This window comes from Fibrisoma montanum (genome assembly GCF_003583365.1).
GTDB classification, from domain to species: Bacteria; Bacteroidota; Bacteroidia; order Cytophagales; family Spirosomataceae; genus Fibrisoma; species Fibrisoma montanum.
On the sequence record NZ_QXED01000005.1, the window covers coordinates 610,490 to 635,824 of the forward strand.

Genomic DNA, 25,335 nt, shown 5'->3' on the forward strand with positions numbered 1-25,335 from the left:
TACCGGACAAATCAGGCCGAGTGGCGATATGCAGTCGGTGTCTGACCGGTCTGCTGGCGGAAGAAACGGCCAAAATACGCCGGATCGTCGAAGTGCAGTTGCGCAGCAATCTCGGCTACCGACAACTGACTGTTTTTCAATACAACTTTCGCTTCCAGGATCAGCAACGTAGTGATGTGCTGGCTGGCCGGCTGCCCGGTTGTCCGTTTTACGACGCGGTTGAGGTGATTGGGCGTTACGGCCAGTGCATCGGCGTACTGGCTGACGCTGTGCCAGCTTAGGTACCGTTGCTGCACTAATCGCTTGAAGGCGGCCGTCAGCCGGTAATCGGCCGGAGAGGAAGCCGCTGTTTCGGGCTGGCGCTGATACAGTTGGCTCGCCCGGACAATTAATGCCTGCAGAAGGCCACGGGCGCTGTCGGGTGAGTTAGCCTGGAGCGATTGGTCGGCCAGACCAAGCAGGGCCGTAAACCAGGTTGTCTGCTCGTCGGACAGGCGAAGGTGGGGTTCATTGCCTGCTTCAAAAAACGGGCAGGTGTCGAGCCGTTCAGGAGTGGCCAGGTCCGTCACAAAAAACTCCCGATCGAAGTGAAAATAAAATCCCGTTACATCCTCACTGATGAAATCTGTTGCGTTGATGGTGTCGGGTGCCAGCAGCAGCAGACTACGGGAGGCAAGCGGTACGTCGTACAGACCACACTGTCGGCGCATGGTGCCGCCAGTCAGCAAAAGGCCGTCGTAGAACGTAATGCGGTTGGGGGCAATAGGGAACCGAAAAAACTGCCGCACCTGCTCAATCCGGTAAACAGCCGCAAATCCCGACGCCGTCGTCGCTGGTGACCAGTGGGCAGGAATCGGCTGATCGCCGATGAGGTAGTCATTGGCGAAGGCCTCAGGTCGGTAGGAGGGAATCGAATCGGCTGGTTTCATGGCATACACTCAAAATTGTTAACAAGGCCTTTGGTTTGACGTTCGTAGTTTGTGGTTTGTGGTTTGTAGTTGCTACTGGCTGTCTTCAACTACAAACCACAAACTACGAACGTCAAACTACGTAAACGTTATGAATCCAACCCAACTATCGCACGAACTCCGCGAAGAACAATCGGCCGACCTCACGAACCGGCGCTGGATTGTCGGACTTTCTCTGCTGGGCGTAGCCGCGGGCCAGATTGTATCCCTGTACCAGACCGGTATTATCAAACACCTGCCTGATCCGCCGGTCCCTATCTTCAACTCCGACAAAGTGGATGCGTCGGACTACGCCTACAAACGGCTGCAAACCCCCGACGCGCTCATGATGGTCGTAACGTATGGTCTGACGGCCTGGCTGGCCGGTGCGGGGGGCAAGAACCGGGCCGAAGACCAGCCCTGGCTCCCAATCGCAACGGGTGCAAAAGCGCTGCTGGACGTTGGTACGGCCGCCCAGCTGGCCCGGGAAGAATGGCAGGAAAACAAGGCCTTCTGTGCCTACTGCCAGGCCGCTACAGTGGCATCGGTGGCGTCGGTGGCGCTGGCCGTTCCGGAAATGATCAGGGCCTTCCGAACTATTTTTCGGCGGTAAGTGAGGGGTTCGTTTTTGTCGGGGGCTGAACAAAGTGATTAGACAATGGTTTGAGTCAGATACATATATCCGAACGGAATGTGTAATTATCATACAACCCAGACAAACGTACACTAAATCAAACCAATGCACATCAAATCATCTTCTTTGCCGTGGCAATCGGGCCTGATCGTGGCCGCCCTGTTCACGTTATTTGTTTTTGGCATGACTGCCTGTTCAAACGACGATGACGACAACACGCCCGCAACGGCCAACATCGCCGAACTCGTTGCTACCAATGCACAGTTCACGCTGCTGAATGCAGCCCTGGCCCGGGCTGGGCTGGATGCTACGCTGAGACAGGCGGGTCCATTTACGGTGTTTGCACCAACGGACGATGCGTTCCGGGCAGCCGGTTTTGCCAACGTTGCTGCCGTAACCGCTGCGGATCAGAACACTTTACGGAACATTCTGCTGTACCACGTAGTGGGAGGCTCTGTGCCGGCATCCGCGATTAACACGGGTCAGACCGCCCAGCCTACGTCGCTGAGCGCTAACGGTACGGTATACATCAGTAAAGCCGCGTCGACCTCAGGAACCTCAACGGGCGTTTCGGTCAACGGGGCCCGGGTGGTGCAGGCCGATGTAGCCGCGTCGAATGGTGTCATCCACGTTATTGACAAAGTGCTGCTGCCGCCGACTGGTTCAATCCTGGCGGTCGTTCAGGCCGATACGAGCCTGAGTCTGCTGACGGCCGCTGCCCTCCGGGGTGGAACGGCCGTAACGGGAGCTTTGAGCAACACGGCTACGGCCCTGACGGTTTTTGCGCCGACTAACGCAGCGTTCCGGGCCACATCGTTCTCGTCGGTGGCTGCCATTACCGCAGCACCGGAGGCTGCGCTGGCTAACATTCTGACGTATCATGTAATACCGCTCGCCCGGGCGTATTCACCTACGCTGACGAACGGGGCTGTGGTCACTACGTTCCAGACGGGTACGGTTACGGTGGGCGTCAGCTCAACGGCTGTAACCGTTACCGGACGGGGCAACGGCGGTAATCCGTCGCGGGTAACCACCGCGGACATCAACGCAACCAACGGTGTTGTCCATAAAATTGATCGCGTATTGCTGCCCTAAGGGCGTACCTGCTGCTTTTCACGTTAAGCTGCTTTAAACGGGCAGCTTAACGTGTTTTTGGAAGGTTCTGATGGTCAAATGCCGGAATCAAAACACTGTCGGCGCTGTTATGTTTTTGTACTATAGAAGGCAATTTCCGTACTTTGGGCAGGCTGTTTCAACCATCTGATCAGCCCCTCGCAGTCGCCAACCGAATGACCAGGCCCCAGAAAAAACTCTTTTTACTCGACGCGCTGGCGCTTATCTACCGCGCCCATTTCGCATTCAACAAAAACCCGCGCATCACCTCGCGGGGGCTGAATACCAGTTCTATTTTTGGCTTCATGAACTCGCTCATGGAGGTACTGACCAAAGAAAAACCTACCCACATCGGGGTGGCGTTCGATACGGCCAAAGCTACCTTCCGGCACGAGCAGTTTCCGATGTATAAAGCCACCCGGCAGTCGCAGCCGGAGGATATCAGCCTTGCCAAACCGTACATCCGGCAGATTATCGAGGCCATGCATATTCCCATTCTGCAACTGGATGGGTTTGAAGCCGACGATGTGATCGGGACATTGGCCAAGAAAGCAGCCCTGACTGGCTTCGAGGTGTACATGATGACCCCCGATAAGGACTACGGCCAGTTGGTTGAAGAACACATTCACATCTACAAACCGGCGTTCATGGGTAAACCGGCCGAAAAGCTGGGTGTTGCCGAAGTCCTCGAACGCTGGCAGATTGAGCGGATTGAGCAGGTGACGGATATGCTCGGTCTGGTGGGCGATTCAGTCGACAACATCCCGGGCATTCCGGGGGTTGGTGAGAAAACGGCACAGAAACTCATTGCCGACTACGGTTCCGTCGAAAACCTGATCGCCAACGCCGAGCAGTTGAAAGGCAAGCTGAAGGAAAACGTCATCAACTATGGGCAGCAGGGGCTGTTGTCAAAGCAACTGGCCACGATTCACCTCGACGTACCGATTGCGTTTGATGAGGAGGCCCTCCTGCATACCGAATACGATAAACCCCGGCTGGCGGCCCTGCTCGACGAACTGGAGTTCCGACAGATGAAAACCCGGCTGCTGGGTTCTGATTTTGAGGCTGGCCCACAATCGACGCCTGCTCCTGCGTCTGCAAGAAGTAATGCGTCCGGACAAATGGGTCTGTTCGATGGCCCGACCGATCGCGGCCCGGCCGATCGTGGCCCGGCCTTTATGCCGATGCCCGCCGAGAGCCGTTCGGACGTATCGCCGTCGGGGGCTGATGAGCTGCCGTTTGATTTCGGCGAGGGCGATTCGTCGGCTGGGTCGGCGGAAGCTCCGCAGCCAGCGAAGAAGACGCGTAAAACTAAGGTAACGGTACCCGCGGCTTCAGCTTCATCGGCCACGCCCGATGCGGTGACGGATACCATCACTACAGATGATGCGGTCGGCAGCGAGGTGACCGAAACGGGTCAATCCGATCGACCGGCGTATCTGGATGTGTATCCCGACGCCGAAATTGACGAGGTGCAGCCGGAGCGCCGGAAAACTATCTTTTCGGTGAAGCACGATTACCGGCTTGTCGACACGCCCGAACTGCGCGAGAGCCTGGTGCATTTCCTGAACAAGCAGGAATCGATCTGCTTCGATTCTGAAACGACAGCCATTGATCCCGTTGAGGCCGATCTGGTCGGGCTGGCGTTCAGCTACCGGAAAGGCGAAGCGTTCTACGTGCCCGTTCCCGAAGACCCCGCCGAAGCGCAGGCCATTGTAAACGTATTCAAACCGGTGCTGGAGAACCCCGGCATCGTTAAGATCGGGCAGAACCTGAAATACGACCTGCTGATGCTGAAGAAGTACGGCGTGGAGGTGCAGGGCAAGCTGTTCGACACGATGATCGCGCACTATCTGATTGAACCCGAGCAGCGGCACAACATGGACATTATGGCCATGACGTACCTGAACTACCACCCCGTCGAGATTGAATCGCTGATCGGCAAGAAAGGCAAGGGGCAGTTGACCATGCGCGACGTAGAGGTGCAGAAGGTGGTCGAATACGCCGGTGAAGACGCCGACGTCACGCTGCAGCTGAAGGAAACATTTGCGCCTAAACTGGAGGAGGATAAGCTCGATAAGCTGTTCGATCAGGTCGAGATGCCGCTCGTGCAGGTGCTGGCCGATCTGGAGCTGGAAGGCATCCGCATCGATACCAACGCCCTGGCCGAACTGTCGGCGACGCTGGAAACCGACATGCGGCAGGTTCAGCAGGAAATCTTCGACATTGCGGGTAGCGCGTTCAACATCGGCTCGCCGAAGCAGCTGGGCGAAATTCTGTTCGATAAACTCAAGCTGGACAAGAACGCCAAGAAAACGCGGACCGGTCAGTACGCCACCGGCGAAGAAGTTTTATCCAAGCTGGAAGAGGAGCACGAAATTGCCCGTAAGATTCTTGATTACCGCGAACTGGTCAAGCTGAAGAATACCTACGTCGATGCGCTGCCGCTGCTGATCAGCAAGCGCGACGGCCGGATTCATACGTCGTTCAACCAGGCGGTAGCCTCGACGGGCCGACTTAGCTCCGCGAATCCGAACTTGCAGAATATCCCGATCCGAACCCCCCGGGGGCAGGAAATCCGGAAGGCGTTTGTGCCGCGTACCGACGAATTTCTGATCATGTCGGCCGACTATTCGCAGATCGAGCTGCGGATCATGGCGGCTTTCAGCGGGGATCAGACCATGCTCGACGCCTTCAACAACGGCATCGATATTCATACGCAGACGGCCAGTAAGGTCTTCCACGTACCGATCAGCGAGGTGACGAGCGATATGCGCCGGAAAGCCAAGACCATCAACTTCGGGATCATCTACGGTATATCGGCGTTCGGACTGGCGCAGCGGCTGAAGATTCCGCGCAAGGAAGCATCCCAGATCATCGACGAATACTTTGTCGAGTTCTCGGCCGTGAAAGCCTACATGGACCAGAGCATCGAAAAAGCCCGGGGCTGCGGCTATGCCGAAACGATTCTGGGCCGTCGGCGCTACCTCCGCGACATCAACTCGCGCAACATCACCGACCGGATGTTTGCCGAACGAAACGCCATCAACGCGCCGATTCAGGGCAGCGCGGCCGATATGCTCAAGATTGCCATGATCCGCATCCACGAGTTCCTGCGGAAAGAGCGCCTGAAGTCAAAGATGATCCTGACCGTGCATGACGAACTCGTGTTCGACGCCCACCGCGATGAGCTGGACATCCTGCGCGAGAACGTCAATACCATCATGAAAACGGCGATTCCAATGGCCGTGCAGATGGAAACCGGCATTGGCGTCGGCGAAAACTGGCTGGTAGCGCATTAAACATAGTTTTGCGGTTTACGGTTGTCAGTGTATAGTTTTACGAGTGGCTTCGCCATTTTGCTCGAACTGTACACTGACAACCGTTTCCTGTTTTATGCAAAACATCCTGTTCCCTACCGATTTTACCAACGCTACTGAACCCACCCTGAGCTGGGTGCGCCTGTTCACCCGCCAGTTCAACGCCAAACTGACCGTATTACACGTCTACCAGCCGGTCGTGCCCGACACGACCCTGCCGACCATCGGTGATCCGGGTATTGGTGCGACTGCCTCGGAAGAATTGCTCCGGATCAGCCAGGATAATCTGTCGGATCTGGTGGCGAAGCTTCAGGCCGATGGGCTTACTGTAGACGCCGAATGGCGGGTAGGCGCGGTGGAGGATGAAATCATTCAGGTAGCCCGCGACCTGAACGCCGACCTGATCATTACGGGCCGCAGCGACGTAACAACGTTTTTTGATCGGCTGGCGGGCAGTGCCGCTACAGACGTGGCCATGCAGGCCCCCTGTCCGGTGCTGGTGGTCCCCACACTGGCCCAGGAACATGAGGTACTACGGCCGGCGCAGGTAAAAACGGTGGTCTACACTACGCAGCTCGAATTTGAGGAAACCCGTATCCTGAAGCAGGTGGTTGAGCTGGTGAAGGTCTTTGAAACGCCCCTGCACGTACTGAAGGTCAAGGCGGATAATCAGCCGGATGTGTATGATGATGCCTACAACCTGGCTCAGTTTCAGCGCATTTTCGGTACGGATCAGCTGCAGATTGAAACCGTTAAGGCGCGGGGCGTTACGGATGGCCTGCTCGATTACCTGGCGCACCGCGAGGTCGATTTGCTGGTGATGACAACCCGGGAGCGGGGCTTCCTGGATGGGCTGCTTCAACCCAGCATCACCGAGCGCATGCTGAACCGGACGTCGGTTCCGGTGCTGGTGTACCACGACGAAATCAAGCGGTAAAAAACGCATCCGCAGTTCGACGTTTACAGTTTCAAGTCGACTCAGAGGCTGCCGGGAAGCACATGAACGTCAAACTTCGAATCTGACACTAAAATCATGCACATTGGATTCATTGGGCTGGGCCAGATGGGGATTGCCATGGCTCACAACCTGCTTAAAAACGACCACTCGCTGGCGGTTCATAATCGCACCCGCGACAAAGCCGAGCCGCTGATCAGGGCGGGCGCAACCTGGGCCAGTTCACCGGCCGAAGCTGCGTATGAGGCCGACGTAGTGTTTACGATGGTCAGCGACGATGCCGCGCTGCGCGACGTAACGATGGGCGAACTCGGACTCCTGAATGGCCTTTCGGAGGAGGCTGTCCACGTATCGTGCAGCACGATTTCGCCCGATACCGCCCGGCAACTGGCTCAGGAACATCAACACCGGAACAGCCGGTACGTAGCCAGCCCGGTTTTTGGGAAACCGGAGGTAGCCCAGGCCGGTAAACTCTGGGTGTGCGTGTCGGGCGAGACAACCGCCAAGGAAGACGTCCGGCCATTTCTGAACCTGATCGGCCAGGGTATTTTTGACTTCGGTGACGACCCGGGGGCGGCCAATGTCGTGAAACTGAGCGGTAACTTTCTGCTGGGCTGCGCTATCGAAGCCATGGCCGAAGCGTTTACGCTCGGCGAGAAAAATAACATCAGCCGAACCAGCCTGTACGAGTTCTTCAGCACTACGCTGTTTGCGTCGCCGGTTTATAAAAACTACGGCAAGCTCATCGCCGACGAGGTGTACCAGCCGGTGGGTGCTACGCCCGCTCTGATTCGGAAGGATATGCGCCTGCTGCTCGACGAAGCCCAAAAGGCTCTGGTGCCGATGCCCTTCGCCGATATTGTGTTCCAGCAGCTTACGGCAACCGTTGCCAAAGGCAAAACCGATATCGACTGGGCCGGTTTCGCCGGGGAGGTGTCGGAAAAAGCGGGTGTGGTAAGACCAAAATCATGAAAACCGGCAACGGGTCAGCCGATGACCCGTTGCCGGTTTTATAGCCGATCGGCAGGCTCAACGAAGTGGCTTACTGCCACAATTGATTGGCTTCCGTCAGGATGATCGGCTTGCCGTCGGTGACGATGATCGTGTGCTCGTGCTGCGCTACGTAGCTGCCGTCGTTGGTAACGTACGTCCAGCCATCGCCTTTTTCGCGGGCCATCGTGGCTCGGGTCGAAATAAAGGTTTCGATGGCGACCACCGAGTTTTTGCGGAAGCGGGTCGTATTCGTCCGGTCGTAATAGCAGGGAATTTCAGTTGGTGCTTCGTGCAGGCTCCGACCTACGCCGTGGCCCACCAGGTTTCTGATCACGGTGTACCCCGACCGCCGGGCTTCGGTTTCGATAAGTCGCCCAACATCAGCGATCCGGACACCCCCTCGAATCTGGTCGAGGGCTTTCCGCAAAATCTTCCGGGACGCGTCTACGAGCGAGCGGTGCTGGTGCAGGTCCCGGCCCAGTACGAACGACCCCCCGTTGTCGGCCCAGAAACCATCCAGTTCGGCCGATACGTCGATGTTGACCAGATCGCCTTCTTTGAGTAGGGTCCTGTCCGACGGGATGCCGTGCGCAATTTCGTGGTTCAGACTGATGCAGGTCCAGCCTGGAAAACCATAGGTCAGCCGCGGGGCCGACCGGGCACCGTAGCTCTGAAGAATCCGACCGCCAAACTCATCCAGTTCGCGGGTAGTCATGCCGGGTTGTGCGTAGTCCCGCATCTGGCGGAGGGTTTCGCCCACGGCCTGGCTAACCTGTTGCATGCCGACCAGTTCGGCTCGGGTTGTAATAGACATCAGCGTTCGTTTTTTACGAGGACAAAGTTAACGACCGCGAACAAAAGCATACTGCCACCCGTAAGATAAGCCGATATGGAAAACGAATCTGAAGCGTAGAGAGCGCATACGGTTCCAATAGCCACAATAAGTACGGCCAGCACCAGGAACGTAACCATCCGGTAGCCCCAGTAAAACGGCAGGTAATGGGCGCCGACAAGCACCGCCAGCGACGGAAAAAACCAATTGATGTTGCCTTTTGAAGCCATATAAACCACCGGATAGCTGAGTGGTATGGTAAACGCCAGAAGCGTGAAGAGCAACGGAAGCTTGTTGTCCGGGCTAAGCCGGGTTGGGGCCTTCAGGACGAATCGCCTGATGAGCTCACCGAGCGGAAAGATAAACATACCGCCAACGATAATAAACACGATGCCGGACGTTCGCGACTGGTTATCGCTCACCAGTCCGCTCAGAACCCAGATTAAACCAATAACAAAGGTGTGGGGCGCTGCCCCCAGATACGTTTGCCGGAATTCTTTGTGTGGATCCATAGATCGGTCAGAAAACGCACCAGTGACGTTACTTCATGACCTCCATTGAGTTCAGCTCCGGCCCGCCCCCCTGGTTCTCGGAGCCGGCGGCAATGTAGACCCGGTTGCCGTAAACAACGGCCTGCGTACCGTGCCGACCCAGTTGCAGCGACGGTAGTTTCTCCCACTTCAGGGTTTTGATATTTAGCGCTTCCACCTGATTATGCGCTTTCTTCTGCGGACTCTCACCACCAATTACCAGAATCTTGTCGCCGTAGGGGATGGACGTGCTACCCGCCCGGCGGGTCGGAATGCTGTCGCTTTCGGGCAGTGTCATCCAGGTCTTTTTCTTGAAATCATAGACATCGACCGCGCTGACTGTCAGGTTCAGCACCTGCCCAATTTTGGCCGACGACAAGCGCCCGCCCGCGATGTAGGCTTTGTCGCCCTGCACAGCCGCCTGAAAATGGTCGCGTGGGTGGGGTGCATCGGGTAGCCGGGTCCATTTGTTGGTGGCCGGGTCGTACTCGTCTACCCAGCTCACGTGGCCGTCGAAGTGACCGTCGATGATGCCGCAGAACAGGTAAATTTTACGGTTGTAGACGGCAACGCCCGCCGAGCCCCGACGCCGGTCGGCGGGGATGTCGGCCCCTTTACGCCATTCGTCTTTCGCTGGGTTGTAGATGTAAATAGCCGGGATAGGCGTTTCGTGGGGATAACCGCCCGTAAAGGCACCCGCTACGTAGACCTCACCGTTGTGGGTTACGGCCTGGAAGTGGTGCATTTCCAATGGCTCCATCGCCCGTTTTTCCCAGGTGTTTTTTTTCACGTCATAGGCCTCGACGGATTTCTGTCCCCGGCCGCCAACCAGGAAGAACTGATCGCCAACGCGGGCAAACGCATTTTCGTGCCGCTTGACAGGCAGGTTTTCGGGCTGAACGGTTTCCCACTGCTGGGCAAAAGAAGTCTGGCAAAGAGCAAAAGCAAGCGTAAACGTAGCAAGCGTTTTCATAGGGCGAGGTATTGGAAAAACGAGCCTGATCTTAAACTAATCTGGAGTCAGATACCAGCAAATGTAAAAAACCTGCTGAGTCTACTCCCCATATGCCTACTGGATTCTAAAACAATTGACTGAAGAAGTCCTTTAAGAGTAGTAATTATATTTACTAAAATTGCCATTTGATTAATATAGTGTTATTATTGGGCGAGTTTTGGTGTTTTATTTAACTAAATGGTGTGGATAGACCAGAAACCCCGGATCCAATTTGAGTCCGGGGTTTTGTGTATACAGGAAGATGCTGCTGGTTGATTTGAAACAGCAAGTAAGGCCTCACAACGTCAGTTGATTGGTCAGCATGAAATAGGGTTCAAAAACGTGATGTATGAAGACCTGCCTGGTGTTGTCCGGGAATTTCTGATAGTAAGCTTCGTTGGGATACAGCACGATAAACTGTCCGGTGCGGACGTAGTGGTTGCTTTTAAAATAGTCAGACGGTTTATAACCTGGGAGGTTTTTCTGAACGGTTTTGGAGGCAAAATTCCCGAGAAAGCGCTGGAATTCCTTCTGGGCTTTGCGGGTTGGCCGGTCCATTTTCTTGAAAGCGTAATTGAGGGCAATGCGCTGAAAAAACTTCTGTTTTTTTAGCCCGGCCGATATGTCCTTGAACGGGTTCGTCGGGCTATAATCGTCGATGGTTTGAATTGAAAACGGCGTTTGGGGTACCCAGTCGGCCGCGTTGACGACGTTGAAGCCCCAGCCGCCCTGCGTCATGGCTTCGTAGTCGTAGGCATAGTGCAGGTTACCTGGTTTGGGAGCGGCACTGCAGTACGTCTTGATGCGCAGGTTGGCCGGCAGGCGATTGCCCCGCAGGTAGTTTAGGTAGGAGGTAAGCAGGAACGACAGCGCCCCACCCTGGCTATGACCAATGATGATGAATTCGTTGATGCCTGCTTTGGAGCAGGAGTCAATCTTCGGGAGTATGGTTTTGGACATGTAGGCGACCCCGAGCAGCCAGCCAACGTGTACGGCAGCCCGCGGATTATTCGCCAGTTTGTACGAGAACGTATCGCCGGGACCCAGTTCGAGCTGACCGGTAGCGGGTACCATGGCGGCATAGAAGTTTTCCAGCCAGCTCACCGCCTTCTCGGTGGTTCCGCGCAGGCTGATAATGCCCACCCCGTCGTCGCGGAGCCACAGTTCCCAGCGGTTATCCAGACCAACCACCGGCGAGCGGTACAGTCGGCGCGACCGTTTCGGGCCGGGTACTTTCTCTTCCCTCAAAGTATCAATCTGACGGGACGTAACACTCAGCATTTCAAGGTACTCCGCTTTGTCGAAGCCGGGTTTCAGTTTGCCCGACTGGGCCGATACGGTGGGTAGTGTAACGTAATGAAGGCAGAGCGTAAGCAGGAGTAAGATGCGTTTCATACAAGCGAAGGGTAGATGTGTATCGAGTATACAAACATACCATAAAGTAAACAAACCGTAATGGACTGGTGGAAAATCAGGTCAGTGCGCGGTTTGGTTTGAATTATGTAACTTCGCGCATGGCACAGACAGAAACCCTCGAAGCGTTTTATAAACAGAAATTTGGCGTGGAGGCCCAGCGCTGGCTTCCCGACAACCTGCAACAGGCAATCGGTCATTTCAACGTGTTCCGGCTGGAAGATTGCCTGGCACCAGATGCCGCGCCGGTGTCGTACAGTCGCCGGGATTTTTACAAGATTACCCTGATCCGGGGCCGAAACGTGTATCATTACGCCGATAAAAGCATTGAAATTGACGGAAGCACCCTGGTATTCTTTAATCCCCAGGTGCCGTACACCTGGCAACCCCTGTCAGACAATACGACCGGCTTTTTCTGCATTTTCAAAGAAGACTTCTTCACCCAGAAAATCAGGGGCAGCCTTACTGAATTGCCTGTGTTCGCTCCCGGTGGAAAACCGGCTTACGTGCTGAATGAGACGCAGGATGCTTATGTGAGCCAGCTCTTTGAGAGGATGATTGATGAAATCAATTCGGATTACCAATACAAGTATGACTTGTTACGGAACTACGTAACCGAACTAACTCACTACGCGCTTAAAATGCAGCCGTCTGACACCCTATACCAGCATACGGATGCCAGGTCGCGTATTACCGCCGTTTTTACGGAACTCCTGGAGCGGCAGTTTCCGATCGAATCGCCCTCGCAGCGGTTCCGGCTTCGATCGGCGAATGATTTTGCGCAGCAGTTGTCCGTGCACGTGAACCATCTGAACCGCTCCATCCGGGCAACCACCGGCAAAACTACCACCGAACACATCGCCGAACGACTGGCCAGTGAAGCGAAAGCGCTGCTGAAACATACGGACTGGAACATCGCCGAAATCAGCTACAGCCTCGTCTTTGAGGAACCGGCTCATTTCAATCACTTCTTTAAGAAACACACCCAGCTGACGCCCTCTGCTTTTCGGAATGTTTGAATTTAGCAAGTATTGGTTTGGTTGAAGCAAGGCCGGCCCGGCTCGGCTTCTCTACTTTTGCTCGTGAAACATGAGCAAAACAATGGACAACACAAACGTATGGTTCGTAACCGGCGCATCCAAAGGCCTCGGACTTTCCTTAGTAAAGCAATTACTCAGTCAGGGTTACCGCGTAGCCGCTACGTCGCGGAATGCGGATGATCTGCGCCAGGCCATTGCGGCCGACTCGGCGCAGTGGCTGCCCCTGCAGGTCGATCTGAAAACCGAATCCAGTGTGAACGAGGCCGTTCAGGCTGCTGTTCAGCACTTTGGCCGGATCGATGTGGTGGTGAATAACGCCGGGTATGGCCTGGCAGGGAGTATCGAGGAATTAACCGATCAGGAAGCCCGCGCGAATTTCGACATCAATGTGTTCGGTACCCTGCATGTGATCCGGAGCGTAATGCCCCAGTTGCGCAGCCAGCAGGCCGGGCACATCATCAACATTGGCTCCATCGCGGGTTTCGTAGGCAGTTTCCCCGGCTTTGGCATCTACTGCGCGACCAAGTTTGCTGTCGAGGGCTTATCGGAGTCGTTGGCAGCGGAGGTGAAACCGTTCGGGATCAACGTCACGGTGGTTGAGCCGGGGTACTTCCGGACTGAATTCCTGACGGCCGGTTCGCTGGCGGTACCGGCCAACCCGATCGATGCCTACGAAACTGTGCGGGCCACTCAACAGGCACATCAGTTCGACATCAATGGGAATCAGCCCGGCGATCCGGAGAAGGCGGTAGCGGCCCTGATTCAATTGGCATCTGAGCCAAATCCGCCCCTGCACCTGTTACTGGGGCAGGATGCCTACGACCTGGCGTATGCCAAGATCAAAGCCATGCAGGACGAGCTGGAAGCGTGGAAACACGTAACGGTGGCTACCGGGTTTGATAGCGAGGTAGCCGCTTAACGCAGCCCCGACTAGCTCGGACTACAGCTAATCAATTAAAAAAGCGCCGATCAATCTGATGATCGGCGCTTTTGTTTCATAGTTAAAACCAGACTACTTCTTCTTGGCCGACGCCGTTGTCGTGGCTTTCTTCGTCGTAGTTGTCCGGGCCGACGCGGCTTTTTTAGCCGGGGCCTTAGCTTTCGCCGTGGTCTTTTTGGCCGGTGCTTTCGCGTCGCCTTCATCATCAAGGCCCGCCAGTTTCAGGCAGTCTTCCAGCGTCAGCGTTGCCGGATCGGTTTCTTTCGGGATGCGGACGTTTCGTTTACCTACGGCCAGATACGGGCCATACATACCGTTGACCACTTTGATCTCCGGCCGCTCCGGAAACTCCTTGATGTATTTATTGCTCTCGGCCTGCCGCTTCTGCTGAATCAGTTCAATAGCCCGATCGAGTGACAGGCCGGCCAGCGGTTCGTTTTTCGGAATCGAAATGTACTTGTCCTCGAACTTGACGTACGGGCCGAAGCGTCCCTTGCCGGTCGTAACGGGTTTGCCTTCAAACTCACCCAACGTATCGGTAGCCGACTCCGCGCGTTTCTGCTGAATCAGCTCAATCGCCCGCTCCGGCGAAAGCGTATACGGGTCGTCGAACTGCGTCAGCGATACGTACTTGTCGTCGTGCTTCACGTACGGCCCGAATTTACCAATGCCGATCACCATGGGTTTGTCTTCGAAGAAACCAACTTCGCGGGGCAGGGCAAACAGGCTCAGGGCTTCGTCAAGCGTGATGGTCTCGATGAGCTGACCATTGCGGAGGTTGGCGTACTGCGGCTTTTCGTCGTCGGTCGATTCGCCGATCTGTACGTAAGCGCCAAACTTACCCAGCCGGGCCGACACTTTCTTGCCCGTTCGCGGATCAGTACCCAGTTCGCGGGCACCGGTTTTGAACGACACCACCGACGACCCCTGAATTTCCTCGACGTTCTTATGGAAATCGCCGTAGAAGCTCTCCAGCATGTTTTTCCAGTTGCGTCGACCGCTGGCAATCTCGTCAAAATCTTTCTCGACCGTCGCAGTGAATTTATAATCCACGATGTCGGGGAAGTACTCGACCAGAAAATCGTTGACAACAATTCCGGTGTTGGTCGGGAATAGCTTCGCCTTCTCGGAACCAAATGTTTCCTTGCCGTTCGTCTCGCGAATCTGGTTCTGTTGGAGCGTAAACTCCTTAAACGTCCGCTCCTGGCCGGGTCGGTCTTCTTTGATAACGTAGCCCCGGTTGATGATCGTTGAAATAGTAGGGGCGTAGGTCGAGGGTCGGCCAATACCCATTTCTTCGAGTTTTTTCACCAGTGACGCTTCAGCGTAGCGCGGCTGCGGACGGGTGAACTTCTCCGTAGCTTTCATCTGACCCAGGTTCAGCACCTGCCCGATGGTGAGCGGAGGCAGCATACCTTTGGCATCCTCGTCGTCTTCGTCGTCTTTGGATTCGAGGTAAACACGCAGAAAACCGTCAAACTTGATCACCTCGCCCTGGGCGATGAGTTCGTTAGGGAGTTTTCCGGTGCTGACCTGTCCGTTGCCGGAAGCGGGTGCATCGGCAAACAGGCTGTCGTCGACCAACGCTACGGTCTCGACCTGTGTGCCATTGGCGAACTGGATCCCAATCGTTACGGTCGTGCGTTCCAGCTGGGCGTCGGCCATCTGGGAGGCAATGGCCCGCTTCCAGATCAGTTCATACAGCCGCTTTTCATCCTTATTGGCACCGGCATTGCGGTCGTTGAAATTGGTCGGGCGGATGGCTTCGTGGGCTTCCTGCGCCGACTCATTTTTCGTCTTGAACTGCCGGGTCTGGACGTATTTAGGACCAAATTCCGTTTCGATCTCTGTTTTCGCCTTGCCAATCGCTTCCTGCGAGAGGTTGGTCGAGTCGGTCCGCATGTACGAAATCTTACCGGCTTCGTAGAGAGCCTGCGCCAGCCGCATCGTGCGGTCGACCGCGAAACTCAGTTTGCGGGAGGCTTCCTGCTGCAAGGTAGAAGTCGTAAACGGCGGAGCGGGTGATTTCTTGGCGGGTTTAGTTTCCAGATTCCTGATGGTAAACGTAGCCCCGATGCAGGCTTGCAGAAACGTACGCGCTTCGGCGGCTGTCGCAAAATTCTTCGGCAGTTCGGCGTTCAGCACCTTGTTGCCGTCGACAATGAACTGGGCCGTTACCTTAAACGATGACCTGGCCTGGTGTTTGTCGATTTCACGCTCACGCTCCACAACCAGCCGCAGCGCAACGGACTGAACACGGCCGGCCGACAAACCCTGGCTGCCGCCTTTGATCTTCCGCCAGAGTACCGGCGACAGTTCGTAACCTACCAGCCGGTCGAGGACGCGCCGGGCCTGCTGGGCGTTCACCAGATCGATGTCGATGGTCCGGGGCGACTGAATCGCGTTCAGAATGGCATTCTTGGTAATCTCGCGAAAAACGATCCGTTTGGTATTTTCGCGCAGGCCAAGGGCTTCTTTCAGGTGCCACGAGATGGCTTCCCCTTCGCGGTCGTCGTCCGTGGCCAGCCAGACCTCTTCGGCCGACTTGGCTAATGATTTAAGTTCGCTGACGAGTTTGCGTTTGTCGGGTGAAATCTCGTACGACGGCTGAAAGCCATTCGTTACGTCCACGGCCAGCCCATCTTTCGGCAGATCACGCACGTGCCCGAAACTGGACTTGACCGTAAAGTCTTTACCCAGATAGCCTTCGATGGTTTTCGCCTTCGCCGGCGACTCCACTATGACTAAGTTTTTTGACATAAAATGGTGTTCAGGTTGATAAGAACCACACAGCCTATCCTCCACAATCGCGCCGGGTCGGGCCAAAGATAGGCGCAAAACCATTGACAAATGCAAATTGGCAATGGGTGCATTATGCAACGAAAGTTGAGGATTGGTAGCAGTAAGGTAACAAATTGTTACAGGGCAACGTTCGGAAAAAGTTGCTCAAAACCCCGATATTTTACGGGTAAACTCCGTCAGATCAGCCAAAACGCCCATGTTTTGCGGGTCTGCTAAATTACAGGAAAAAACCGGCGGCTGGGGGCGGGTTAAACAAAAAAGAAAAACCCGGCCATTAAAACCGGGTCTTAACCAGAATGTTGACAGTTGGCTAGGTTGCTTACTGGAGTTTGATATCGCCCCGGATCTCCCCGCCCGGGAAGCGGCTCGTGTGCAGGTTCGCGTAGTACTGCCCGGCCTTCATGGCCGAAATCTGATCCTGCGATAACGCCGTAGTCGAGGCAATAATCGGCGAAGTCAGGCTGGGAAACGGGATATCGACCGGGCCAACGCCGTTCGTGCTCGTTGTAGGAATCCGGTGCAGGTGCCCCGCCGTTGGTGTCAGGCCCTGGTACGTTACCGTGTAGTTCAGCACACCCGTTACTTCGTTCAGAATACCGTTGAAGGTACCGGTAGCGGTGGAGGTGTTGGACGCAGGTTTTTCACTTAATCCGTCGAGTCTGGCCGTCAGGCGTGTGGCCTGGCCACCCACCAGCGGATTCTCCTCGTCCTGACACGATGTGAGTGCTGCCGTTATGACCAGTAAGGCTGTTATGGACTTTAGTAGTGGTTTGTTCATATTCTACTATTTTTTATTGGTGTTAGCGTAGTTGTCCGCCAAAAATAGGGGATTTGGTGAAATGAACGACTAACGTATCGAATATTTCCAAAACGATAGATAATCTCCTAATTTTGGCCCCGAACCATGAATCCATTCGGCGGATTCGTTGGTTATTCAGATAGAGTCTTCTTTTTTAGTAACCTGTTATTTCTATTTGCTATGGCTTTTGACTTTGACATGATTCAGCGCGTATATGCCAACCTCGGCGAACGCGTTGAAGCAGCCCGGCAGGTAGTGGGACGCCCGCTCACCTTGTCGGAAAAGATTTTATACGCTCACCTGTCAGCCGGTACGCCTACACGGGCGTATGAGCGGGGTAAAGCGTACGTTGATTTTGCTCCCGACCGCGTAGCCATGCAGGACGCAACGGCTCAGATGGCGCTGCTCCAGTTTATGCAGGCCGGCCGCCCTTCGGTAGCCGTTCCATCAACGGTGCACTGCGACCACCTGATTCAGGCGGAGGTAGGTGCCGAGCAGGATCTGGATACCGCCAAAAATAAAAACCGGGAGGTCTACGATTTCCTGGCTTCGGTTTCGAATAAATACGGTATCGGTTTCTGGAAACCCGGTGCCGGGATCATTCACCAAGTCGTCATTGAAAACTACGCGTTCCCGGGCGGCATGATGATCGGTACGGACTCGCACACGCCGAATGCCGGTGGTCTGAACATGATCGCGATCGGGGTCGGTGGAGCCGATGCCTGCGACGTGATGGCGGGCCTGCCGTGGGAGCTGAAGATGCCGAAACTGATCGGTGTGAAATTGACCGGTAAGCTCAGTGGCTGGGCGTCGGCCAAGGACGTCATTCTGCGCGTAGCTGGTATCCTGACCGTAAAAGGCGGAACGGGCGCGATTGTGGAATACTTCGGCGAAGGGGCCGAAAGCCTGTCGGCTACCGGTAAGGGCACGATCTGTAACATGGGTGCTGAGATTGGCGCTACTACGTCGATCTTCGCCTATGACGAACGGATGGCGGCTTACCTCCGCGCTACCAACCGCGCCGACATCGCCGATGCCGCCGAAGCGGTGAAGCAGCACCTGCGCTCCGACGACGAGGTGTATGCCGACCCAGCTACGTACTACGATCAGCTGATCGAAATCAACCTGAGCGAACTGGAGCCGCACATCAACGGTCCGTTCACTCCGGACCTGGCCTGGCCGCTGTCCAACTTCGCCAAAGCCGTGAAAGAAAACGGCTGGCCCGAGAAGCTGGAAGTAGGCCTGATCGGTTCCTGCACCAACTCCTCTTATGAAGACCTGACCCGCTCGGCATCCGTAGCGGAGCAGGCCGTGAGCAAAAACCTGAAAGTACGATCGGAGTTCACCGTTACGCCCGGTTCTGAACTGGTGCGTTTCACGGCGGAGCGCGATGGGTTGCTCAATACGTTCGAAAACATGGGTGGCGTTGTACTGGCCAACGCCTGCGGTCCCTGCATCGGGCAATGGGCGCGTCACATGGACGATCCCAGCCGGAAAAACTCGATCATTACGTCGTTCAACCGGAACTTTGCCAAGCGAAACGACGGTAACGCCAGCACGCACGCGTTCGTGGCTTCGCCCGAAATCGTGACGGCGCTCGCCATTGCCGGCGACCTGACGTTCAACCCGATGACCGATACGCTGACCAACGAAAACGGTGAGCAGGTGAAACTCGACGAGCCGCAGGGTATCGAACAGCCGGTGAAAGGGTACGCCGTCGAAGACGCTGGCTATCAGGCTCCGGCCGAAGACGGCAGTGGTGTTCAGGTGCTGGTTAGCCCGACCTCGGATCGTCTGCAACTGCTCGAACCGTTCCCGGCCTGGGAAGGTACCGACCTGAAGGGTTTGAAACTGCTCATCAAAGCGAAAGGGAAGTGTACGACCGACCACATCTCAATGGCGGGGCCGTGGCTGAAATACCGCGGTCACCTCGACAACATCTCGAACAACATGCTGATTGGTGCGGTGAACTATTATAACGAGAAAACCAACAGTGTGAAGAACCAGCTGACCGGCGAATACGGTGAAGTGCCGGCCGTACAGCGGGCTTACAAAGCTGCGGGCATTGGCTCGGTGGTGGTCGGCGACGAGAACTACGGCGAAGGGTCATCGCGCGAGCACGCTGCGATGGAGCCACGGTTCCTGGGGGTTCGCGCTATTCTGGTACGGTCGTTTGCCCGTATTCACGAAACCAACCTGAAGAAGCAGGGAATGCTGGCCCTGACGTTTGCCAACCCGGCCGACTATGACAAGATTCAGGAAGACGACACGATCGACATTGAAGGCCTGACCGAGTTTGCGCCGGGTCGCCCGCTGGAGATCGTGCTGCACCACGCCGACGGTACTACCGACGAGTTCCTGGCCAACCATACTTACAACGAAGGCCAGATCGAGTGGTTCAAAGCAGGTGCTGCGCTGAACCTGATCCGCCAGAAGGCAAATGCGTAACTGGTAATAGACCGCTGGTCTGATGTATAGGATAGAACCCCGGCTGCCGAAAGGTAGCCGGGGTTTTTTGCGAATTATAAATCCAAGGCGGCCGGGGTCAGGATTACAAATCCTGACCAGCTAAGATTTGTTTTTGCGGATTGCAAATCCGCAAAAGAAAAGATCAGGACTGGAACGCGGGATCGTCTCAAATCCGGGCAGCGGGCGTCTTGCTAGCCCCTGGCTGTGACCTCGTTCTCCAGGGGGCGGTTATGCTCAAAGTCGGCCAGGTTCTTCAAGGTTGTGGTGGCAATCTGTTCAAGCGCTTCTTTGGTGAAGAAACCCTGGTGGGACGTAACCAGCACGTTTGGAAACGACATTAAGCGGCTCAGCAACTCGTCCTGAATGATGCTTTCCGAATGGTCGTTGAAAAAGAGGGCTTCCTCCTGTTCGTATACATCAATGCCCAGATAGCCTAGCTGACCACTTTTCAGCGCGTCGATGGTGTCTTGTGTGTGGATCAGGGCTCCGCGACTGGTGTTGATCAGCATGACCCCCGGTTTCATCCGGGCGAAGGTTTCCGCGTTGATGAGGTGCCGCGTTTCGGGGGTGAGCGGGCAGTGGAGCGAAATGATGTCGGCCGCCCCTACCACCTCGTCGAAGGATTTGTAAACGACACCCCGGTCTTTCAGATCGTCGGATTCGTACACGTCGTAAGCTTCTACCCGGCAGCCAAAACCCAGCATGATCCGGCAGAAAGCGGCCCCAATCTGCCCCGTTCCGATTACGCCAACCGCTTTGCCGTACAGATTGAAGCCCAGCAGTTTCTCCAGGGAGAAGTTGTTCTCACGAATCCGGTTGTAGGCTTTGTGCGTCTTTCGATTCAGGGTCAGGATAAGCGCCACAGCATGTTCGGCAACCCCCATGGGCGAGTACGCGGGCACCCGGAGCAGTTTGATGCCTTTTGCTCGTGCAGCGTCAACGTCCACGTTGTTAAATCCCGCACTGCGCAGAGCGATAACTTTTACTCCGTTTGCTGCTATTTTTTCAAGGGTTTCTTTGTCGATCTCGTCGTTGACAAACGCGCATACAGCGTCAAATCCCTGGGTCAGGTTCGTTGTATCGCGGTTCAGCGGGGCGCTGAAGTAGATCAATTGGTGTTGGTAGCTATCGTTGAACCGGTCGAGATACTCCTGGTCGTACGTTTTGGTACTGAAGACGGCTACCCTCATGAGTTGTAGTTGACAGGTGATGCTGTAGGAACAACCGAATCAGGATGGATGTTCGAGTCGTTTGGTGCCGGAAATTAAGCGTGTCAGCGCTTTTTCGCTTTCTGCTCGTTCAGGAAGCTCAGAATTTTCTGCACCTGCCGGTCGATGTCCCTGATGCCTTTTATCGAATAAATCAGGCTTCGCTTCTTACCGTCCGTCAACGCATCATACCTATGTCTGGCGTCATCATCCTGATCCAGGAGAACCTGCAGCACGTCGGGAACGTCGACGCCCAGCGGATTCGGGTCTTCATAAATCTCAAAGACAACCGGATCGCCTACGTTCTTGCCAAGCTTTTTGAGCTGCTGCGTCGCGACGATGATGTAAAAATTGCCGTCGCCGAGGTGATTTAGCCCGCACGAGAACGATACGGTCTGGTCCAGGACGCAAACCAGACGGGTGGCCCGCTGCTTCTCAAACTGATTGACAACCTCGGGCGTAATAACAAGGTGATAGTAGCCACCCTGTCGTTTATCGAGTTGGCGGATGGGCTGTTCGAGGGTGAAGTGGGGCATGGCGACGTAATCTGGTCACTAAAGTACGGCATGACGTTCGAACGACGAAGAATTTGTCAGGCAGTAGTTAGAAGCTGATCGCAATCCTCTTTTGCATAGCACTAGCCAGTAGCCGTTCAGAATTCATGACCCTGCTGACGCATCCCTTCACCCAAACCCGAACCCTGTGAAAAACGTAATAAAACGTCAGATAAACCCGCATAATCGCAATCTCTGTACATACCGGCAACGGGTTGCTATCGTGGCAGCAGGGCTTTTGCTGGGGCCGTTCCTATTGGCAAGCGAAGTAGTGGGTCAATCAAAAAGAGCCGCGAAGCAACCCGTTCTGGGCACCCGATCAGCCAAACTCATCGAGCAAAATGGACTCAAATTCAAGGACCTGAACCGCAACGGGCGGGTCGATCCCTACGAAGACTGGCGGCTGTCGGCCGAAGAACGCAGCAACGATCTGCTGACCAGGATGTCGCTGGAGCAGAAAGTTGGTTTCATGCTCATCAGCACGACCCGCATGAAGAACGACCAGTCGTTTCAGGCTGGTCAGGCTAAAGAGCCGATCACCAGCGATTTCAACGAGGATGATCTGGTGGCGACCACGAACATGTTCACCCGGAAGCCACTGCCAACGCCGGTCATGAATGCAGCCGGGACAACCAAGGCCGTGACGCAGTTTCACCTGCGTCACTTCATCCTGCGGGCCAATGTGAGTGCCCGTACGACCGCCGAATGGGCCAACAAACTCCAGGCGCTGTGTGAAAGCGATGGGCTAGGGATTCCGGCCATAGTTGCTTCTAACCCGCGTAACCACATCACCGGGGCTGCGGCAATCGGTACCAGCGTCGGCAAAACGGTTTTCTCCGCCTGGCCGGGCGAACTGGGTCTGTCGGCCATGCGGGATCTGAAACTGGTCCGGGAGTTTGCCGACATTGCCCGGCAGGAATGGGCGGCTGTGGGCCTGCGGAAAGGCTACATGTACATGGCCGATCTGGCCACTGAACCGCGCTGGCAACGGATCGAAGGCACCTTTGGCGAAGATGCCGAATGGGCCGGCAAACTGATGACCGAGCTGGTTAAGGGATTCCAGGGCGAAACCCTTAACCCTACGTCGGTTGCCCTGACGATCAAGCACTTTCCGGGCGGGGGAGCCGGACAGGGTGGACAGGATCCTCATTTTGAGTGGGGCAAAAAAGAGGTCTTTCCCGGCGGTAAGTTTGCCAATAACCTGATTCCGTTCAGGGCGGCCATCAAAGCGGGAACCTCGGCGATTATGCCTTACTATTCACTCCCGGCCGATACAAAGTACGAGCCCATTGCCTACGCCTACAACCGGGCTGTCATCCACGATCTGCTTCGTAAAGAACTGGGCTTTACCGGTATCATCAACTCCGACACCGGGCCGATTGAAATGATGCCCTGGGGTGCCGAAAATCTGTCGATCAGGGAGCGCTACAAACGAACACTGGAAGCCGGGGTGAATCTCTATTCCGGTACGGCCGATCCGGCCGAGTTGCTGGCTACGGTGAAAAGCGGCATGGTCGATCAGCAGCTGGTCGACGAGTCCGTGTTGCGGTTGCTGAGGGAAAAATTCAAACTGGGTCTTTTTGAGAATCCGTACGTAGACGAACAGGCCGCTGAGCAACTGGTTGGCAATGCGCAGTTTCAGGCTAAAGCGGATCTGGCGCACCGGAAATCGATTGTCCTGCTGCGCAACGAGGACAATGCGTTACCGCTCAAACCCTCGACAAACGTTTATTTTGAAGCCCATACGGCCAGAGCAGGTGGGGCGGCTACTCCGCCAGCGGCTTACACCACCAACGACGGAAAATACCCAGTTACGTTTGTCGCCACCCCCGACGAAGCCGATGTCGTGGTGGTGTGGATCAGGCCGTCGGCTAAATCGCTGTTTGCGTCAGACGGGTCGCCGATTTACCTGTCTTTGTCCAAAAACTCGGTGGACGTAGCGTATATCAACTCGCTGGCGGCTAAAAAACCGACCATTCTGGCGATTAACTACAGCAATCCCTGGGTCATCGACGAAGTCTACGGCAACGGCACGAACCGTACCATAAAGGGGGTTCTGGCAACCTTCGGTACAACCCCGGATGCACTGCTGGACATTCTGACCGGTAAGTTCAACCCTTCGGGTAAAATGCCGTTTACGACCCCAATCTCCGAAGCCGCCGTTCAGCAACAGAAGGAAGACGTGCCGGGCTACGAGGAAGGGGCCGGGTATGCGCTTTTCAAGTACAACGAAGGCCTGAGCTACAAAGGCGTCAACACTACTGCATCGGCCAGTAAGTGAACCGGGGTGAACCAGGGGTTTGTGTAATGGATATAGGCAGGCGCTTCGCCAACTTGCGGAGCTCCCGCCGCCTGATTACCTTGGGACATGATTCGCTTCCTGACCCTGTTCCTGCCGTTGTTGTGGGCGGCTATGTCGTTCCTGCCTTATCCAGAATCGTCCAGTACCAGCCAGCCCCGGCCCAGTCGACCTAACATCGTTTTCATTCTCGCCGACGACCTTGGGTATGGTGATTTATCGTGCTTCGGCGCTACCGACCTCAGGACGCCCCACATCGACAGCCTGATCGGGAGCGGAATCCGGTTTACCAATTTTTACGCCAATAGTTCGGTCTGTTCGCCGAGCCGGGCGGCCCTGCTGACGGGGCGCTACCCCGAGCAGGTGGGCGTACCGGGCGTCATCCGCGACGAAGTGCAGGACAGCTGGGGGTATCTGGCGTCGTCGGCGACCCTGCTGCCGACGTACCTGCGCAAACAGGGCTACCATTCGGCCAACATCGGCAAGTGGCACCTGGGTCTCGAGTCGCCAAACCTGCCGAACGAGCGGGGATTTCAGGAATTTTACGGATTGCTGGAGGGGATGATGGACGACTACGTAGTAAAGCTCCGCCACGGACAGAATTTCCTCCGGCACAATGGGCAGGTCATTGACCCGCCCGGCCACGCTACCGACGTATTCACCGACGCGGCTGTCCGCTACCTCACCGAACGGAAGGCAAAGAAAGACCCGTTTTTTTTATACCTGGCGTATACGGCTCCGCACGATCCGCTCCAGCCACCCATAGCGTACCTGAACCGGGTGCAGAAGCGGCAGCCCGGTATTGATCCGCAACGCGCCAAACTGGTCGCCCTGATCGAACACATGGACGATAATGTTGGCCGCGTGCTGGCTACGCTGCGGGCCAACGGACAACTGAACAACACACTCGTAATGTTTACCAGCGATAATGGCGGCTGGGGGCCGGGCAAAGCCAACAATGGACCCTTTCGGGGGGTAAAAGGGCAGTTTTACGAAGGGGGCATCCGGATACCGACCGGGGCCATGTGGCCGGGGCATATTGAGGCCGGCAGCGAGTCCGGGGCGGTGCTGCAACTGATGGACTGGTTCCCCACCTTGTTACAGGTCGCCGGGTCCAGCGTGCCCGATGGGATCAGCGGCCAGTCGTTCCTGAACCTGATGACCGGCCAGGGCGACGCGACCATGTCCGATCGGCCGCTGTTTTTTGTCCGGCGCGAAGGTCAGGATACGTACAAGGGATTGCAAATTCACGCGGTCCGGCAGGGCGACTGGAAACTGCTGCAACCGTCGCCTTTTGCACCGTATGAGCTGTATAACCTCAGAAACGATCCGAAAGAAACAACGAACGTAGCCGACCAGAACAAGAACGAACGGGACGTATTGATCAAGCTGCTGATGGAACATATCCGGCAGGGCGGGGCCGTACCCTGGCAGAAGCCGCAGCGACAGTAGTTTTCGTGAACATAACGAATGGTCGCCTGTTTCTCTAGTAA

The 25,335-nt window shown here is 55.8% G+C and carries 19 protein-coding genes; 10 read left to right on the forward strand and 9 right to left on the reverse strand.

Translation table 11 applies throughout. From position 1 onward, the window contains the following. Positions 1-11: 11 nt before the first annotated feature. Complete coding sequence (locus tag DYU11_RS19525; protein ID WP_119669380.1) at positions 12-929, reverse strand: helix-turn-helix domain-containing protein; 918 nt, start codon at positions 927-929, stop codon at positions 12-14. 130 nt (positions 930-1,059) lie between these two features. Between DYU11_RS19525 and DYU11_RS19530 the strand changes: the two genes are divergently transcribed. The 5 genes from DYU11_RS19530 to DYU11_RS19550 all read left to right on the forward strand — a co-directional run bounded on the left by DYU11_RS19530 (position 1,060) and on the right by DYU11_RS19550 (position 7,941). Continuing rightward, positions 1,060-1,560, forward strand: a complete 501-nt coding sequence (locus DYU11_RS19530; protein WP_119669381.1) for a vitamin K epoxide reductase family protein — start codon at positions 1,060-1,062, stop codon at positions 1,558-1,560. A gap of 126 nt (positions 1,561-1,686) precedes the next feature. Continuing rightward, positions 1,687-2,676 carry a fasciclin domain-containing protein gene (locus tag DYU11_RS19535; protein WP_119669382.1) on the forward strand — a complete coding sequence of 330 codons (990 nt, stop codon included), beginning with the start codon at positions 1,687-1,689 and terminating at the stop codon, positions 2,674-2,676. A 194-nt stretch (positions 2,677-2,870) separates the two neighbouring features. Further along, the gene (gene polA / locus DYU11_RS19540) at positions 2,871-5,996 is read left to right on the forward strand and encodes a DNA polymerase I (RefSeq protein ID WP_119669383.1); all 3,126 of its coding nucleotides are present in this window, start codon (positions 2,871-2,873) and stop codon (positions 5,994-5,996) included. Between the two features lie 94 nt (positions 5,997-6,090). Next, a complete protein-coding gene (locus DYU11_RS19545; protein ID WP_119669384.1) occupies positions 6,091-6,951 on the forward strand; it encodes a universal stress protein in 861 nt (286 codons plus the stop codon). A gap of 96 nt (positions 6,952-7,047) precedes the next feature. After that, positions 7,048-7,941 carry an NAD(P)-dependent oxidoreductase gene (locus tag DYU11_RS19550; RefSeq protein WP_119669385.1) on the forward strand — a complete coding sequence of 298 codons (894 nt, stop codon included), beginning with the start codon at positions 7,048-7,050 and terminating at the stop codon, positions 7,939-7,941. 70 nt (positions 7,942-8,011) lie between these two features. On the opposite strand, the gene map is transcribed toward DYU11_RS19550, so the two are convergent. The 4 genes from map to DYU11_RS19570 form a co-directional block, all read right to left on the reverse strand. Further along, a complete protein-coding gene (map, locus tag DYU11_RS19555) occupies positions 8,012-8,776 on the reverse strand; it encodes a type I methionyl aminopeptidase (RefSeq protein WP_119669386.1) in 765 nt (254 codons plus the stop codon). Continuing rightward, positions 8,776-9,306: a DUF7010 family protein gene (locus tag DYU11_RS19560; protein ID WP_119669387.1), complete on the reverse strand. Its 531-nt coding sequence runs from the start codon at positions 9,304-9,306 to the stop codon at positions 8,776-8,778. The genes map and DYU11_RS19560 overlap by 1 nt, the downstream gene beginning before the upstream one ends. Before the next feature lie 28 nt (positions 9,307-9,334). Further along, complete coding sequence (locus DYU11_RS19565) at positions 9,335-10,297, reverse strand: Kelch repeat-containing protein (protein WP_119669388.1); 963 nt, start codon at positions 10,295-10,297, stop codon at positions 9,335-9,337. 318 nt (positions 10,298-10,615) lie between these two features. Beyond that, the gene (locus DYU11_RS19570; RefSeq protein ID WP_119669389.1) at positions 10,616-11,713 is read right to left on the reverse strand and encodes a lipase family protein; all 1,098 of its coding nucleotides are present in this window, start codon (positions 11,711-11,713) and stop codon (positions 10,616-10,618) included. 119 nt (positions 11,714-11,832) lie between these two features. Here DYU11_RS19570 and DYU11_RS19575 point away from each other — a divergent pair, with 119 nt between their 5' ends. Continuing rightward, the gene (locus tag DYU11_RS19575; RefSeq protein ID WP_119669466.1) at positions 11,833-12,750 is read left to right on the forward strand and encodes a helix-turn-helix domain-containing protein; all 918 of its coding nucleotides are present in this window, start codon (positions 11,833-11,835) and stop codon (positions 12,748-12,750) included. A gap of 82 nt (positions 12,751-12,832) precedes the next feature. Then, positions 12,833-13,690, forward strand: a complete 858-nt coding sequence (locus DYU11_RS19580) for an oxidoreductase (RefSeq protein ID WP_119669390.1) — start codon at positions 12,833-12,835, stop codon at positions 13,688-13,690. Between the two features lie 93 nt (positions 13,691-13,783). On the opposite strand, the gene topA is transcribed toward DYU11_RS19580, so the two are convergent. Together topA and DYU11_RS19590 are read right to left on the reverse strand one after the other, a co-directional pair. After that, on the reverse strand, positions 13,784-16,471 hold the full coding sequence (gene topA / locus DYU11_RS19585; RefSeq protein ID WP_119669391.1) for a type I DNA topoisomerase: 2,688 nt from the start codon (positions 16,469-16,471) through the stop codon (positions 13,784-13,786). A gap of 361 nt (positions 16,472-16,832) precedes the next feature. Beyond that, positions 16,833-17,291 (reverse strand): CHRD domain-containing protein, encoded by a 459-nt coding sequence (locus DYU11_RS19590; RefSeq protein ID WP_119669392.1) that lies wholly within the window; start codon positions 17,289-17,291, stop codon positions 16,833-16,835. A gap of 201 nt (positions 17,292-17,492) precedes the next feature. Here DYU11_RS19590 and DYU11_RS19595 point away from each other — a divergent pair, with 201 nt between their 5' ends. After that, on the forward strand, positions 17,493-19,760 hold the full coding sequence (locus DYU11_RS19595; RefSeq protein WP_119669393.1) for an aconitate hydratase: 2,268 nt from the start codon (positions 17,493-17,495) through the stop codon (positions 19,758-19,760). Positions 19,761-19,972: 212 nt separating this feature from the next. Here the strand turns inward: DYU11_RS19595 and DYU11_RS19600 are convergent, their stop codons facing one another. Both DYU11_RS19600 and DYU11_RS19605 read right to left on the reverse strand, forming a co-directional pair. Further along, the gene (locus DYU11_RS19600; RefSeq protein WP_119669394.1) at positions 19,973-20,971 is read right to left on the reverse strand and encodes a 2-hydroxyacid dehydrogenase; all 999 of its coding nucleotides are present in this window, start codon (positions 20,969-20,971) and stop codon (positions 19,973-19,975) included. A gap of 83 nt (positions 20,972-21,054) precedes the next feature. Beyond that, positions 21,055-21,525 carry a DUF1905 domain-containing protein gene (locus DYU11_RS19605; protein ID WP_119669395.1) on the reverse strand — a complete coding sequence of 157 codons (471 nt, stop codon included), beginning with the start codon at positions 21,523-21,525 and terminating at the stop codon, positions 21,055-21,057. 289 nt (positions 21,526-21,814) lie between these two features. On the opposite strand from DYU11_RS19605, the gene DYU11_RS19610 reads away from it, so the two are divergent. Both DYU11_RS19610 and DYU11_RS19615 read left to right on the forward strand, forming a co-directional pair. Beyond that, positions 21,815-23,824: a glycoside hydrolase family 3 protein gene (locus DYU11_RS19610; RefSeq protein WP_229365942.1), complete on the forward strand. Its 2,010-nt coding sequence runs from the start codon at positions 21,815-21,817 to the stop codon at positions 23,822-23,824. 87 nt (positions 23,825-23,911) lie between these two features. Continuing rightward, entirely contained in the window at positions 23,912-25,294 is a 1,383-nt protein-coding gene (locus DYU11_RS19615; RefSeq protein ID WP_199736744.1) for a sulfatase family protein, read from the forward strand. The last annotated feature ends 41 nt before the right edge of the window (positions 25,295-25,335 follow it).